The organism is Bacillus sp. AF23, from assembly GCF_020861455.1.
GTDB lineage: Bacteria > Bacillota > Bacilli > Bacillales > Bacillaceae > Bacillus > Bacillus halotolerans.
Genome location: NZ_JAJHVY010000015.1, coordinates 341,771 through 358,056 on the forward strand (window position 1 = coordinate 341,771; position 16,286 = coordinate 358,056).

The following is a 16,286-nucleotide window of genomic DNA, read 5'->3' on the forward strand; positions in this document are numbered from 1 at the left end:
CCTCCCATATCGCAGAGAGGACCGGCCCCTCTGCGTCACATTTTATATCCGATCTCAAAATCAATTCTGGAAAGATTGCCTTTTGACGTTTGCACGATGGTTTTCCCGTGCTCTGGCATTTCCGTTAACTTGAATGATTTATTGTTTCCGTCAATCACAATGACGTAATTTTTGTCATTTTCAATTTGATTAAGTACCTGTTCCAGATTTTCTATATGTTTTGGACAGTTCACCGTAAACGCCCCCGTATGGTATAATAGAAGTGTCGAGTTTTTATTTTCCATACGGGTGACGTCTACTAATGACTGTCATCACATCCAATCGTTCATCGGGAAAACTTGCAGCTTTGTCTGTGGTTCTTCCGTTGGGATGATTGGATGTTTTTTTTATATACTCCAAACGCTCCTCTTTCGTTATAATCCATGTAATGACTTCCTTATGCTGACGTAAGTTTTTATTTTCTAAAGTCAAGATGACTTCAAATGTTTAAATTCATATTACTGAAAAAACACAATAAAAAAAGCATTGAGCGATTCCGAAGAATATCTCAATGCTTGAAATGCATGACTAAAATTTAGAAAAGGATATATTCCCCTTCGCCAAAATCCACTACATCACCCGTTTGAACATCTTTTCCATCTCATACGTAGAATGATGAATCATAATCGGACGGCCGTGCGGGCATGTAAATGGGTCTGATGTGCTTCGGAGATCGTCCAGTAGCGCTTTGATCTCGTCGTTTCTGAGGTGGCGGTTTGCTTTGATTGAACCTTTGCAGCTCATCATAATCGCCGCTTCTTCGCGCAGTTTTTTGATATCAATGTTTTTCGAATCGAGCACCTGCTGAATGATTTCTTCTATCAGCTCGGCTTCTTCTCCTTTTGGAAACCAAGCCGGGTGGCAGCGGACGATGTAACTGTTCGAGCCGAAAGACTCTAAAAAGACACCTACGCTTTCGAGCTCTTGTTGATGCTGTTCAATAATGAGTGCCTCGTTCGTGGAATAATGGAACGTGAGCGGCACAATCATATCCTGCACCTCAGGCTCAACCTCCCCGACCTTTTCACGAAAATATTCGTATTTAATACGCTCTTGGGCGGCATGCTGGTCGATAATATATAAGCCGTTTTCGTTTTGCGCCAATATATAGGTCCCATGCATCTGGCCAATCGGGTACATGATCGGCACACGTTCAGATGATGTCTGCTGAAGTTCCTGAGCGGGCTCCTGTTCGAATGCTTCAGGCAATTCCTCTGAAACTGCAGGCTCTGCAATATCTTGTTTTGTTTCAGCCACAGAATGAGTTTCAAGCTGCTCTGAAGGCAATTCGTCTTCTATCTCAACTGGTTCTTTGACAACTGAACTGAGCTTCATTGGTGAATACGAAGGCATAGGCGCTTTTTCCGGCACTTTTCTTTCAGAAGGTTTATCATCAAAGGTCATGATCTGCTGCTCATTTTTGATCACAGGTGCTGACTTTTTCGGAAGCTGCGCGCTCGGTATCAGCTGCTGCTGTTTAAATACATCTTTTATGCCGTCACGAATTAAGTCGTGCAGCTCTGTTTCCTTGCTGAGCCGTACCTCAAGCTTCGAAGGGTGCACGTTGACATCGACTAAAATCGGGTCCATGGTGATTTCTATAAATGTGATCGGATGGCGTCCGATTGGCAAAAGTGTGTGATATCCTTCGTGCACCGCCTTGACGAGCGGGAAATTTTTAATATAACGGCCATTGATGACAGACGACATGTAATTTCTCGATGCCCGTGTAATCTCTGGCAGAGCGATATATCCCTTCACTTCAAAATCCAGTGAGCTGACATGAAGCGGCAGCATTTTTTTAGCGACAGCCGTACCGTAAATCGCGGCAAGGACATGGCGCACATCTCCATTTCCATTCGTTTGGAGAAGATTTTTTCCATGATGGCGAAGGCGGATCGATACCTCCGGATGTGCCAGCGCAATGCGGTTGACCACATCCGTAATATTCCCAAGCTCTGTATGAACGGTTTTCATATATTTCAAGCGGGCCGGTGTATTAAAAAACAGATTGGAAACGACAATTTCGGTTCCCTTCCTGCTTGAGGAACGCGATTCAGAAATAATGTTTCCGCCTTGGAGCATGAGCTTCGTTCCCGCTCCTTCTCCCGTGCTTGTCGTAATCTCCAGATGGGAGACTGACGCAATACTTGGCAGTGCCTCTCCCCTGAAACCAAGTGTTCTCACTCTGAATAAATCATTCTCATCTTTTATTTTACTTGTTGCGTGGCGACGGAAGGCACGCTTGCAATCTTCATTTTCCATTCCTTCTCCATTATCCAGAACACGAATGGATGCAAGACCCGCTTCCTCAATGTCGATTTCAATGACTGTGCTGTCAGCGTCGATGGCATTTTCCACCAATTCCTTTACGACTGAGGCCGGCCGTTCCACAACTTCGCCCGCCGCAATTTTATTTGAAAGTTCATCTGACAGCTGGATGACTTTTGCCACATTCATCACCCCGTTTTAATGTAATTTCTTTTGCAGCTTGTACATTTCATTCATCGCTTCCAGCGGTGTCATATCAAGTATATTCAGAGATTTAAAGATATCAAGTACTTGCTTTTCTTTTTTAGAAAGCTTTGGTGATACAGCCGGTTTATCCGATTCGTCAAAGAAGGACAGCTGTGCCGGCTCTTCTTTGACCTCATGTTTCTGTACTGGTACCTCAGGTTTCTGCACTGGCACTTCCGGTTTGTTCCCTGAATGCTCAAGTTCTTTTAGAATGTCTTGAGCGCGCGAAATCAGATCTTCCGGCAGCTCAGCCAGCTGGGCGACATGGATACCGTAGCTTTTGTCAGCGGCCCCTTCTTTAATTTGATGAAGAAAGACAACCGTTCCATTATATTCCTCAGCACGAACATGGACATTTTTCAGCTGCGGAAGCTTTTCTTCAAGAACCGTCAGCTCATGATAGTGCGTACTAAACAGCGTCTTGGCGCCAATATGGTCATGAACATATTCAATAATCGCTTGCGCAAGGGCCATGCCGTCATATGTGGACGTTCCCCGCCCGATTTCATCAAACAAAATGAGGCTGTTTTTGGTTGCATTTACAATCGCATTTTTGGCTTCAAGCATTTCCACCATAAATGTACTTTGTCCGGAAATCAAATCATCCGCCGCGCCGATTCGGGTGAAAATTTGATCGAAAATCGGAAGCATAGCTTTTTTCGCGGGCACAAAGCAGCCAATTTGCGCCATAATGGAGATGAGCGCGATTTGTCTCATGTATGTGCTTTTCCCCGACATGTTCGGTCCGGTAATGAGCAGCATCTGTCTGTTATCGCCCATCACACAGTTGTTAGGCACGTATTCCTGGCTGTCCATTACTTTTTCAACAACCGGGTGTCTGCCCTCTATGACCTCAACTTCATCTTTAGAAAACTCAGGTTTCGTGTAATGACGATTTTCACTAATTGTCGCAAAGCATTGCAGCGCATCGAGCTCACTCATCTGTTTGGCGAGCTGCTGCAAACGCGGAATATACAATTTCACTTTCTCACGCAGCTCGGTGAACAGCTCGTATTCCAGCTCGCAGATGTTATTTTCCGCTTCCAAAATGAGCGCTTCTTTTTCTTTTAATTCAGGTGTAATGTAGCGTTCTGCATTCGTTAGCGTCTGTTTCCGCTCATAGCGCCCTTCTTCAAGAAGGTGCAAATTCGCCTTTGTCACTTCAATATAATAGCCAAATACTTTATTGAAGCCGACTTTTAATGACCGAATGCCTGTATATTCACGTTCCTGCTGTTCAAGGCGGGCAATCCAGTCTTTGCCGTTTCTGCTAGCATCGCGGTATTCATCGAGTTTTTGATTGTACCCGTCTTTGATCAGGCTCCCTTCTTTTACTGATATCGGAGGGTTTTCGTACAGGGCTCCTTCCAGTAATTCTAGAACATCGCCGCACGGGTCAATCCGCTCCGCACGCTCCTTCGCTTTCTTATGAGCCAGTGAAGCAACAAGCTGTTTAATGCCGGGCACTTGCTTTAATGATTCCTTCAGCTGAATGAGATCCCGTGCATTGACATTTCCGAATGCGACACGGCCTGCAAGGCGTTCTAAATCATAGACTTCCTTTAAACGCTCACGCAGATCTTCCCGTTCAAAGAAATGGGACATTAATGTTTCCACCATTTCTTGACGCTCTTCAATTTGATTCACTCTGATAAGCGGACGGTCAATCCACTGTTTCAGCAGCCGCCCTCCCATCGCAGTTTTTGTTTCATCAAGCAGCCATAACAGGGAGCCTTTTTTATTTTTTGAACGGATCGTTTCAGTCAGCTCCAAATTTCGCTTTGAGTACAAGTCGATTTTCATGGCTTCTTCAAGCTCATACACTTGTACAGGCTGAAGGTGATCTAAGCTCCGTTTCTGAGTCCTTTTCAGATACGTATATAAACGGAGAAACGTTTTCGTTACGTCCGGATTCTGCAAATGCTCAATAATCTGAACGTGCTCATCCGTTTCCCCATCTTCAATTGAAATGGTAGCGCCGCACCGCTCCTTCAGCTGAGCAACCGTCTTTTCATCAAGGCTTCCCGATACGACAATTTCCCGCGCGCCGACTGAATAAATTTCTGATATGACGTCTTCCAGCCGTTCAATTAAAACAGCCAAATTTTCACCCGTTGTTAAATCGGACAGCGCCAGCCCGTATCCGTTTGAGCAGGCCGAAACTGATGCAATAAAGTTGTTTTCTGATTCATGGATGCCTTTTCCGTCCATTACAGTTCCAGGCGTAATCAGCTGAACGACTTCACGTTTGACAACGCCCTTTGCAGCCTTTGGATCCTCCGTTTGTTCGCATATGGCCACCTTGTATCCTTTTTTAATAAGCTGTTCGATATAAGCCGAAGCAGAATGATACGGAACACCGCACATCGGTATTTTTTCAGCGGCGCCTCCGTCTCTGCTTGTTAACGTAATTTCCAGCTCTTGGGACGCTTTTTTAGCGTCCTCAAAAAACATTTCGTAAAAATCCCCGAGACGAAAAAATAAAAAGGCATCCTGATGCTCTGCCTTTATTTTTAAATATTGCTGTATCATAGGCGTATAAGTAGCCATTGTTTAATCCCTCACTATGTATCAACGTTTCTATTTGCCAGCCTTCATTATAACATAAACAGAAAGTGTTAAAAGAATGATATGTCTATATAAAAAAGAGACTTGGGGTACCGACTCCCCTAGTCTCTTTTTTATTCTTCAGGATCTCCAACTAAAAATTCAGGATTGATGTCCTCCAGCTCTTCATCAAGTTCGTCTTCCCAATCCTCTTCGTCATCCTCTTCCCAATCAGAATTCACTTCTACAACAACCTTTGTTTCCCCTACCACTTCCGCCAAAAATTCCCTCTCCGCTTGCACGACAATTTTATTGCCATTTGGAGATATGGTGACTTCAAGGCAGTTTGGCTGCTGAAGCACTTTTGCAATCACTTCATGCTCATCGTCTAAGTAATTGTTATCTCTGTATCTGAGTTTAATCACATCGACGTACTTCACTCGTTCTGTGACAACCTCTGTTTTTGTATTGTCTGCGTAAGAGTACCATACGTTTATATCGTAATACCCTTCAATTTCTACGGTTTTTCCGATTTTTTCTGCGTCATACTTGTGATTGATAATCCAACCGCCCAAAATGCTGCTCGGTTTTTTCTCAGGGGAGATGGTATTGGTGCACTGTGTAAATTTTCTGCCTTTCGCTACTACCGCCTTCGTGATAATTTCCCTGTATTCAGACATTCCGGCATGCCTCCTTGTTCTTCTTCGTGTTATCTTATGCTGGGCATTCGTCTAGTGTGCATTTTTATAAATAAAATATAAAAATACAAAGTTTCTGTTCCATTGTATGCAGGGGTGCCTAGAAACTTTACTCATAAGTGCGATAAAGTTTATTTGGCTAAAGGCGGCAAAACAGATTGAATATTTAGTACATAGTTTGTTTAGTTCTTTTAATAGTTTAACATAAAAAAACACGGGCCTGAAAAGGCACCGTGTTTAAAGAGAACAGCTGTTATTTGAATGTTTCATCTTCGAACCGGTTTCTCCTTTTAGAAGGTCGCCTCCGGTTGATGCAATGATTTCATTTGTGACCTGATTGGAAATGGTGGTCGCCACGAGCTGCAGAAGGTCATTCACCTCAACCTGAGAATCTCTGAATTCCTGGATGACAGGAATGTCTTCAAGCTCCTCTTGCAGCGCATCAATTTTTTCTTCTACTTGTTTGAGCGCTTCGAGTTTTTGGTAATGCTTCAGATTAACAGCTTGTTTTTGCAGGGCTTTAATCTGATTAATGATTACAGACACTTTTGCGTTCTCATTAATTTGCGCTTCAGCCCGTTTGAAAAAATCAACCTCTTCTGTTTCAGAGATCATTTTTGCAAGGTTTCGTGCTTGCTGCACAATGTCTTTTTTAGAGTAGAGCGTCATCTTATTTCACCTCGATTGCTTCTCCTGCCATTTCTCCGTCAAGAGACCACGTTTTCGCTTGCTGGATTTTCACGCGAACGATTTTGCCGATCGCTTCCTTTGGTCCTTTGAAATTCACAAGCTTGCTTTTTTCAGTGTAGCCGGCAAGAACCTCAGGGTTGTTTTTGCTTTCGCCCTCAACTAATACTTCGACAACCTTGCCTTCATATTCCTTCATTTTTTTAGCAGAAATTTCATTAACCAGTGCGTTCAGACGCTGCAGGCGTTCTTTTTTCACTCTCATCGGAACGTTATCTTTCATTTTTGCTGCAGGTGTGCCTTCACGCGGAGAGTAAATGAACGTATAGGCGCTGTCAAACTCCACTTCACGGTATAATGACAGCGTTTCTTCAAACTGTTCGTCCGTTTCGTTAGGGAAGCCGACGATAATGTCAGTTGTTAAAGAAGCGTTTGGCATAGCCGCTTTGATTTTTCTGACGAGCTCCATGTAACGCTCTCTGTCATATTTGCGTGCCATCAGTTTCAAGACCTCTGAGCTTCCTGATTGGACCGGCAGATGAATATGATCGAGTAGATTGCCGCCTTTTGCAAGCACTTCAATGAGATGGTCATCAAAGTCACGCGGATGACTCGTTGTGAAACGGATTCTCGGGATATCGATTTTGCGCAGCTCATCCATCAAATCACCAAGGCCGTAGTTCATATCTTCAAAGTCTTTTCCGTACGCGTTTACGTTTTGGCCTAAAAGTGTAATTTCCTTATAGCCTTCGCTTGCAAGTCTTCTTACTTCCTGAATGATCTCTTCCGGACGGCGGCTTCTTTCTTTTCCGCGTGTATACGGGACGATGCAATACGTACAGAACTTGTCACAGCCGTACATGATGTTGACCCAGCCCTTAATTTTTCCGTTGCGGACTTTCGGAAGGTTTTCAATGACATCGCCTTCCTTGGACCAAACTTCTATGACCATTTCTTTTGAAAGGTATGCTTCAGACAAAAGCTCCGGCAGACGATGGATATTATGCGTACCGAAAATCATATCTACAAACGGATGTTTTTTCAAAATCCTGTTAACGACTGATTCCTCTTGTGACATACAGCCGCAAACGCCTAAGATAAGATCCGGGTTATTTTTTTTGAGTGCTTTTAAGTGTCCAAGCTCACCAAATACCTTGTTTTCCGCATTTTCACGGATCGCACATGTATTTAACAGAATGACATTGGCATCGTCAACAGAGTTTGTCGCTTCATAGCCAAGAGCCATAAAGATGCCTGCCATTACTTCTGTATCATGTTCGTTCATTTGGCAGCCGTACGTCCGGATATAGAATTTTCTTCCTTCACCCATGCCTTTGAATTCTTCAGAAATTTTAAAGTCATTATGATAAGTAACGGCTTCTTTGCCGCGTTTTTTCGCATCTTTTAAAGAAGGCGGAATGTAGACAGCTTCAAAGTACTTGCTGTAATCCTTCTCGGATTTTTTGTCCGATGGATTAACTTGTCCGCTCTCTAATTTTTGCTTTTCATTCATATGATATTTCTCCTTTCAAACCAAACTTCCACCCTCCAGTATAAAGGTTATTGAAGCTCTGCACAACTGGCAACCTATCATTGTACACTCATTGAGAATAATAATCAATAAGGAATGAAAGGGAGAAGAGTGTTCCCTTCTCCTTACAATAGCTGAAGCTCCTTTGCTGTCTTTTCAATGGCATCAAGCGCCTGATCCAGTTCTTCTTTGGTGTGCTCGGCTGTAATAATTGTGCGTATTCTGGCTTTTCCTTTTGCAACAGTCGGGAAAACGATGCTTTGTGCAAAAACACCTTGTGACAGAAGCTGATCAGAAAATTGCTTCGCTGCCCCCTCATCACCTATTAAAATAGGCAAAATCGGCGTCTCGCTCTGTGTGAGAGTAAAACCCATTTGGACAAGCATTGATTTAAAATAATGTGTATTCTCCCACAGACGCTCCATATGCTCCGGCTCTTCCAGCAAGACATCAATTGCTTCCATACAAGCTGCAGTTACAGCCGGAGGATGTGACGTGCTAAATAAAAACGGACGGCCTTTATGACGCAAATAGTCGATTAACACCTTTGAACCGGCAGCGTATCCCCCTAAAACTCCGATTGCCTTGCTTAACGTTCCGACTTGAATATGAACCCTTCCGTCAAGACCGAAATGATTTACCGTCCCTCTGCCGTTTTCGCCAAGCACTCCGGATGCGTGGGCGTCATCAACCATCACAAAAGCGTCATATTTCTCAGCGAGCTCCACAATGTCAGGCAGAGGAGCAATATTTCCATCCATTGAAAATACGCCGTCAGTGACAATCAAGCGCATGCGGTAATTCATTGATTTTCTCAGCACCTTCTCTAAATCACTCATATTTACATGCTGATAAACCTTTTTATCCGCCTTAGTCAATCTGATTCCATCAATGATAGAGGCATGGTTCAATTCATCAGAAATGACAATATCGTCTTTTGAAAGAATGCTGGAAAGTACACCTTGGTTTGTTGTAAAGCCTGATTGGAAGACAAGTGCCGCCTCTGTTTTTTTAAAGGCTGCCAGCTTTTTCTCCAATTCTTGATGCATGGTAAACGTTCCGGCGATTGTCCGGACTGAACCGGTTCCGGCTCCAAATTGCTGAGCAGCTTCCTGTGCAGCTTTGATGAGTCTTGGGTGTGAAGTAAATCCGAGGTAATTATTAGAAGAAAGCTGAATGACTTTTTTATGATTCACTGTAACAGAAGGGCCCTGCATTGATTCAACCTGTTTAACGTCTTGCCATGTATGGTTTTCTTTCATTCTTTCAAGCTCTGCTTTTAGAAACTCAAATTCTTTTGTCATGTTGATCCCCCTTTTATGGAATTAAAATAACCTTTCCGCACTGTCCGCTTCTCATCAGTTCAAACCCTTTCTCAAACTCTTCTAATGGAAACTGATGGGTAATAATAGGTGAAAGATCCAGTGTGTTTGTTCTAAGCAATTGTGAAACCTGCCGCCATGTCGTAAACATCTTTCTCCCTGTGATCCCTTGGATGGTAAGGCCTTTAAACACGACTTTATTCGTCAGGTCGATGGTAACCGGATGTTCCGGCAGGCTGAGAATATGAAATCTCCCGCCATTTGCAGCCATTGCAAGGCCTTGCGCGATAGCTGAAGGGTGACCCGACATCTCACAAACGAGATCAGCTCCTTCCCCGCCCGTTAAAGCGCTTACAATTTTGAGCGGATCTTCTTTTTCGACGGAGACCGTGCTTGTGGCTCCCATTTGTTTGGCGAGAGCTAATCTGTACTCATTTTTGTCAATGGCGACCACCTGCGCTGCACCTGCTGCTTTTGCGACCGCTACCGCCATAAGTCCGATCGGCCCGCATCCAATAATGGCAGTCGTTCCTCCGGCGTTCTGACTCTCAAGAACTGTATGAACGGCATTTCCTAAAGGCTCTTGAATGGAAGCAATCGCCGGGTCCATATCCGCGGGGTTCCTCCAAATGTTTTCGGCCGGCACTTTGACATACTCCGCAAAACAGCCTGCCGTGTCCACTCCGATAATGGCCGTATTTTTACATACATGAGGCTTTCCGGTTAAACAAGGGATGCATGTGCCGCATACAATGTGTGTTTCCGCAGAAACATACTCCCCGATTTTTACACTGCTGACATTCTCGCCTACAGCCTCGACAATGCCACTAAACTCATGGCCGAAGACACAAGGAGCTTTTATTCTCTGCCGTGCCCATTGGTCCCAATTATAAATATGCACATCCGTGCCGCAAATGGAAGCTGCCTTAACTTTTATAAGAACTTCATGCTTATCGATTTCAGGAATGGGAACTTCAGCCAGCACAGCGCCGAAAGCACCGTGTTTTTTCATTACAGCTTTCATCTTTCCACTCTGCATGTACAATCCTCCTTTAAAAGTCTTGCTATAACCGGATTGTACCATGATCTGGAATCACAGTAAACAGCTGTGTCCTCCTAGGAAAGACAAAAGTATCCGTCTTGAAAAATGGGCTAAATTTTTTTTATAAAAAGCCGGAATCGTTTTTACACATGACATATGGTTCATTTATATTATAAAAATACTATTGAGAGAAAATATCACAATAAATGAAAAACAACCTGCTTGCATATGCAAACAGGTTGTGAATACTTTAATTTTCTTAGCGAGGCTCCACGATTAATTTAATCGCTGTTCTTTCTTCACCATCGATCTGAATATCAGTAAAAGCCGGAATACAAATCAAATCAACCCCGCTTGGCGCCACAAATCCTCTGGCGATTGCCACAGCTTTTACAGCTTGGTTCAAAGCACCCGCTCCAATTGCTTGAATCTCGGCGGCTCCGCGCTCTCTTAACACACCTGCAAGCGCACCTGCCACTGAATTTGGACTCGATTTTGCTGAAACTTTTAAGATTTCCATTTCTGCTCCCCCTTAGTTTTACAATGGATAAGTGAGTGTTCATTAGAACAATCATTATTAGATGTTGCTATCCAAAAAGCCATCCCCACAATGCTTTTCAAAAATAGCGGGCTACCTTCCATTTTTACTATATTCACTAAGGAGTTGCTATATTCCTGCTTTTCTTTTTAATATTTTTATAAAATAACCATGTGATCAATTATTCAAAGAACATGTGATCATCATTGATTAAAATACGTTCGATTTTAACGGCTTTTTTCGTTTGATCGTCTATATCAATGACGACTCCGCTCAGGGTTGTTTTTCCTTCAGCGACAGTAAAGCGCACAGGAAGGTTTGTTTTGAAACGTTTGATAATCGTTTCTCTGTCCATCCCCAGTATACCGTCATATGGGCCGGTCATCCCTACATCAGTAATATATGCCGTGCCCTTCGGCAAAATGCGGTTATCCGCTGTTTGCACGTGAGTGTGAGTTCCTACTACAGCAGATGCCCGTCCATCCGTGTACCAGCCGAGTGCGAGCTTTTCACTTGTCGCTTCCGCATGGAAGTCGATAAAAATGTACGGTGTTCTTTTAGCAGCTTCGGCAATTAATTCATCCGCTTTTAAAAACGGATCATCGAGCGGCGGTAAAAACGTACGGCCTTGCAAGTTGATAACAGCAAGTTCTTTACCGTTTGCTTTCACATATGTGATCCCTTTTCCTGGTGTTCCTTCCGGAAAGTTTGCGGGACGGACTAAGTTCGGGACATCGTCGATAAAATCGAAAATTTCTTTTTTGTCCCAGGTGTGGTTTCCCATCGTGATCGCATCTGCGCCAGACTGTATTAAACTGTGATAGATTTTTTCTGTTAAGCCTTTTCCATGTGCGGCATTTTCGCCATTTATAATGGTAAAATGCGGCTTGTATTTTGTTTTCAGCTTTGGCACATACTCTTTTACCATGTCGCGGCCCGGTGACCCGACAACATCTCCGATAAATAAAATTCTCATTTTGTAAATCCTTTCTATTCCTCAGCCGTCAAAAAAATAAAGTGATGCTTAGCGCATCACTTTATTTTGCATACTCTACGGCTCGAGTTTCTCTAATGACTGTCACTTTAATATGACCTGGATAATCGAGCTCGTCCTCAATTCGTTTTCGGATATCTCGCGCCAGGCGATGAGCTTCAAGATCATTTATTGAATCCGGCTTCACCATAATACGCACTTCACGTCCAGCCTGAATCGCAAATGATTTTTCAACACCTTCGTAGGACTCAGAAATTTCTTCAAGCTTTTCAAGTCTTCGAATGTAGTTCTCGAGCGTCTCACTTCTTGCGCCAGGTCTTGCAGCGGAAAGCGCATCTGCTGCAGCTACCAGCACAGCGATAATGGAAGTCGGCTCCTCGTCCCCATGGTGTGATGCAATACTGTTAATTACGACTGTGTGCTCTTTATATTTAGTCGCAAGCTCGACTCCGATTTCAACATGGCTTCCTTCTACTTCATGGTCAATCGCTTTTCCGATGTCATGAAGTAATCCCGCCCGTTTAGCAAGCTTTGCATCTTCTCCAAGCTCCGATGCCATCAGCCCAGCCAAGAATGCGACTTCCATGGAATGCTTAAGCACATTTTGACCGTAGCTTGTACGGAACTTTAAGCGGCCGAGAATCTTGATCAGATCTGGGTGGAGGCCGTGAACGCCAACCTCAAATGTTGTTTGCTCACCCATCTCACGAATGTAGTCATCGACCTCGCGGCGAGATTTTTCAACCATTTCTTCAATCCGTGCCGGATGAATACGGCCATCCTGAACGAGTTTATCAAGAGCAATCCTTGCTGTCTCACGTCTGATCGGATCAAATCCGGACAGAATAACAGCTTCAGGGGTATCATCGATAATCAGGTCAATACCTGTCAGCGTTTCAAGCGTACGAATGTTACGCCCTTCCCGGCCGATGATACGTCCTTTCATCTCATCATTTGGAAGATTGACAACTGATACCGTTGTTTCGGCAACGTGGTCCGCTGCGCAGCGCTGTAAGGCGAGTGAAAGAATGTTTTTCGCTTTTTTATCCGCCTCTTCTTTCGCACGGTTCTCAGTTTCTTTTGTCATGATGGCGATGTCATGTGAAAGCTCGTTTTCAACCCGGTCAAGAATGATTTGTTTCGCTTCGTCACGAGTCAGACTCGAAATTCGTTCCAACTCTGACTGCTGCATACGAATCATCTCATCCACTTTGCTTTCCATCTCTTCAATATGTTGTTGTCGTTCATTCAGAGAATGATCTTTCTTCTCCAACATCGCTTCCCGTTTATCAATTCCCTCATGTTTGCGATCAAGGTTTTCCTCCTTTTGGAGTAAACGGTTTTCTTGTTTTTGAAGCTCATTTCGTCTTTCACGAACTTCTTGTTCAGCATCTATTCGAAGTTTGTGGATTTCATCCTTTGCTTCAAGCAGAGCTTCTTTTTTCAGTGCTTCAGCATCACGCTTTGCATCTTCAAGAATTTGCTCGGCTGCACCGCGTGCGCCTGCAATTTTCGCTTCGGCAATGGTTTTACGAACATAGTAGCCAACAACTAAACCGAGTAGAATCAGCAAAATGGAGATGAGAACCATCATAATTGGGGTCATACTTTCACCTCCTCTTGCTATGAACTTGGTTGTTGCTCAAAATAAGTGTCGGCATGTACATTGTCTAGTTTTCTCAACATACAGAACCTTCACAGGGAATGAAAGTTTCATCGCCCTTGTCAAGTTTAAATGGTTTAACAATCATGTTAAAAAAACAAATGTTACAACTTCATTGTAATTGTGTCGGAAATACTTGTCAAGCTTGCCAGCTTAACGTTTGCTGAGCCGCCCCCATTTATCGTGCCGAACGTGAATCCGCCAATCTTTTGAAAAAAAAGATCGTAAATTACTCCTGATTTAAAAGCTGGTATATTTTATTGTTCACTTGTCCAAGTTTAGCGTTATTTTGAATGTTTGACAACAAAACAACAACGGTTTGTCCGGATTTGCTGAAGCTGTTCAATACATTGAAGCCCGGCATGACTCCGTGGTTTGAATAGCTTCCGGGGGCAACATAAAATCCCATTCCGTATGTGGAACTGCTCCCTGGTGTGAACATTTTTTCATAGCTTTCTTGCGAATAGAGCTTGCCGTCTATCAGTGCTTTGTCAAATTTGTACATATCGGCAGCACTCATATATATATCGCCTGCTCCATACATCTGAGATAAATCGAGCATATACGGTGTAATGGCCCTGCTGCCTTTCAGCTTATAGCCGACAGCTGGATAAGGCTGCTTATCATATGTCTTGTAAAAACCCGAATGCGTCATCTCTGCCGGCTTAAAAATATGATTGGTTATGTATTGTTCATAAGACTCACCGCTCACTTCAGCAACAATATAAGCGAGAACTGAATAGTTAGAATCTTGATAGTCCCATATTCCAGGCTGGCGTTTGATTCCTTGCTGTTCTATGTCTTTTATTAAGTCATCCGGAGTGATCTCGCCATTCCCTTCAACATGTCCGTTTATTCCCGATGTATGAGTAAGCAGATTCTTTAATGTAATATTCTTTCCATTGGGAAAATGGGGTAAATACGCGCTGACCGGATCACTTGTCTGAAGCTTTCCCTTTTCCTCAAGCTGCAAAATAGCGGTTGCTATTAGCGCTTTTTGTGACGAACCGACATAAAAAGATGTCGCAGGATTGTTTTTTATGTGATGCTCGCGGTCCGCGTAACCAAAACCTTTATTGATTACGACTTCTCCATTTCTGACGATCATGGCTGTCCCGCTGAAGCCGATCTCTTTTAAATAACTGCTGATTTTTTCATTGCGGTCCACTTCTTTGATTTGTTCCTCTGTTTTTTTGGCTTTGTTTTTCTTCTGATCAGCTTGCTTCTGACCGGTATCAGAAACCGCCGCAGCTTCTTGAGATGGTTCGGCTTCTTCATCCTCTCGATGAACAGCATTCCAAATCATGAAACAAATGATTGCCGCCAACATACCAAACAAAAATTTGCCTCTTTTATTTAGTTTTCTCCGTCTGCGCTTCGCGGTTCTTCTGTGAGTGGGGCTTGTCATCCATTTTATCCTCCCAATCTAATTTCAAATACACACGTTTTGTTAGACGTATGAAGTACTATAAAAGTTGTCAAAAAAACCAATTTATTTATCATTATTTTGCAGAAAGTTTAAAAGAAAAAAAAGCAGAGTTTTCACTCTGCCTTTTTTATCATTTCAAATTCATTTTATTTTTATTCTTCAAATTCGAGTTCTTCCTGTGTCTCTTCCGTCTGCTGCTGTACTACCCCGTTATTATCTAAGCCGTAATGTTCACGAATTTGCTCCTGAATCATCAGCATGATATCTTTATTTTCTTTTAAGAATTGTTTGGCATTTTCACGGCCTTGGCCAAGACGCTCTTCTTCATAAGAGTACCATGAACCGCTTTTTTGCACGATATCAAGTTCAGTTCCGAGATCAATGATTTCGCCTTCTTTTGAGATACCTTCTCCATACATAATATCAACCTCAGCTGTACGGAACGGAGGAGCCACCTTGTTTTTCACAACTTTAATTCTCGTTTTATTCCCCATAACGTCGTTGCCTTGTTTCAGCTGTTCAGCACGGCGTACTTCAAGACGAACGGAAGAGTAGAATTTCAGCGCACGACCGCCGGGAGTCGTTTCCGGGTTTCCGAACATAACGCCGACTTTTTCACGAATTTGGTTAATGAAAATCGCGATTGTTTTCGATTTGTTGATAGCCCCTGAAAGCTTACGAAGCGCTTGAGACATTAAACGTGCCTGCAAACCGACATGTGAATCTCCCATGTCGCCTTCAATTTCCGCTTTCGGAACGAGCGCCGCTACAGAGTCGACAACAACGATGTCAACCGCACCGCTTCGAACTAACGCTTCTGCAATTTCAAGCGCCTGCTCGCCTGTGTCAGGCTGAGACAGTAAAAGCTCTTCGATATTGACACCGAGTTTTTGTGCGTATACCGGGTCTAGCGCGTGCTCCGCATCGATAAACGCAGCTTGTCCTCCCTGCTGCTGAACCTCAGCAATCGCATGGAGCGCAACAGTTGTTTTACCTGAGCTTTCAGGACCGTATACTTCAATAATCCGTCCGCGCGGATATCCGCCAATTCCCAGTGCCGTATCAAGAGCGAGGGAGCCGCTTGGGACAGTAGAAATTCTTGTATCTGTCTTTTCTCCCAGTTTCATAATGGAACCTTTGCCGAACTGCTTTTCTATTTGTTTAAGAGCCATATCTAAGGCTGCCTGACGATCACTCATTCTATTTTTTCCTCCTTTATGTTACCACTACATATACTATACCCTGTTTGAAGGGATTTGCCAAGAAAAAAGCGAACGCA

General features: G+C 43.5%; 13 protein-coding genes. All 13 read right to left on the reverse strand.

Annotated elements, in window-relative coordinates; genetic code table 11:
* Positions 1–35: 35 nt before the first annotated feature.
* Positions 36–233 carry an XtrA/YqaO family protein gene (locus LNN34_RS06980; protein WP_003220282.1) on the reverse strand — a complete coding sequence of 66 codons (198 nt, stop codon included), beginning with the start codon at positions 231–233 and terminating at the stop codon, positions 36–38.
* A 376-nt stretch (positions 234–609) separates the two neighbouring features.
* Positions 610–2,493 (reverse strand): DNA mismatch repair endonuclease MutL, encoded by a 1,884-nt coding sequence (mutL, locus tag LNN34_RS06985; protein ID WP_044155831.1) that lies wholly within the window; start codon positions 2,491–2,493, stop codon positions 610–612.
* Positions 2,494–2,508: 15 nt separating this feature from the next.
* Entirely contained in the window at positions 2,509–5,106 is a 2,598-nt protein-coding gene (gene mutS / locus LNN34_RS06990; RefSeq protein ID WP_059292757.1) for a DNA mismatch repair protein MutS, read from the reverse strand.
* Between the two features lie 131 nt (positions 5,107–5,237).
* The gene (cotE, locus tag LNN34_RS06995; protein WP_024121461.1) at positions 5,238–5,783 is read right to left on the reverse strand and encodes an outer spore coat protein CotE; all 546 of its coding nucleotides are present in this window, start codon (positions 5,781–5,783) and stop codon (positions 5,238–5,240) included.
* Positions 5,784–6,038: 255 nt separating this feature from the next.
* Positions 6,039–6,470 (reverse strand): RicAFT regulatory complex protein RicA family protein, encoded by a 432-nt coding sequence (locus tag LNN34_RS07000; protein WP_010334317.1) that lies wholly within the window; start codon positions 6,468–6,470, stop codon positions 6,039–6,041.
* A gap of 1 nt (position 6,471) precedes the next feature.
* Positions 6,472–8,001: a tRNA (N6-isopentenyl adenosine(37)-C2)-methylthiotransferase MiaB gene (gene miaB, locus LNN34_RS07005; RefSeq protein WP_024121459.1), complete on the reverse strand. Its 1,530-nt coding sequence runs from the start codon at positions 7,999–8,001 to the stop codon at positions 6,472–6,474.
* Positions 8,002–8,144: 143 nt separating this feature from the next.
* Positions 8,145–9,323 carry a glycine C-acetyltransferase gene (locus tag LNN34_RS07010; RefSeq protein WP_044155834.1) on the reverse strand — a complete coding sequence of 393 codons (1,179 nt, stop codon included), beginning with the start codon at positions 9,321–9,323 and terminating at the stop codon, positions 8,145–8,147.
* Between the two features lie 13 nt (positions 9,324–9,336).
* Complete coding sequence (gene tdh / locus LNN34_RS07015) at positions 9,337–10,380, reverse strand: L-threonine 3-dehydrogenase (protein WP_059292759.1); 1,044 nt, start codon at positions 10,378–10,380, stop codon at positions 9,337–9,339.
* A 262-nt stretch (positions 10,381–10,642) separates the two neighbouring features.
* Complete coding sequence (gene spoVS / locus LNN34_RS07020) at positions 10,643–10,903, reverse strand: stage V sporulation protein SpoVS (RefSeq protein ID WP_003154135.1); 261 nt, start codon at positions 10,901–10,903, stop codon at positions 10,643–10,645.
* Between the two features lie 199 nt (positions 10,904–11,102).
* On the reverse strand, positions 11,103–11,897 hold the full coding sequence (gene ymdB, locus LNN34_RS07025; protein ID WP_003245138.1) for a 2',3'-cyclic-nucleotide 2'-phosphodiesterase: 795 nt from the start codon (positions 11,895–11,897) through the stop codon (positions 11,103–11,105).
* Between the two features lie 61 nt (positions 11,898–11,958).
* Complete coding sequence (gene rny, locus LNN34_RS07030; RefSeq protein ID WP_229043039.1) at positions 11,959–13,521, reverse strand: ribonuclease Y; 1,563 nt, start codon at positions 13,519–13,521, stop codon at positions 11,959–11,961.
* A gap of 286 nt (positions 13,522–13,807) precedes the next feature.
* A complete protein-coding gene (locus tag LNN34_RS07035) occupies positions 13,808–14,986 on the reverse strand; it encodes a serine hydrolase domain-containing protein (RefSeq protein WP_202647295.1) in 1,179 nt (392 codons plus the stop codon).
* A 173-nt stretch (positions 14,987–15,159) separates the two neighbouring features.
* Entirely contained in the window at positions 15,160–16,206 is a 1,047-nt protein-coding gene (gene recA / locus LNN34_RS07040; protein ID WP_099042952.1) for a recombinase RecA, read from the reverse strand.
* Positions 16,207–16,286 lie beyond the last annotated feature (80 nt).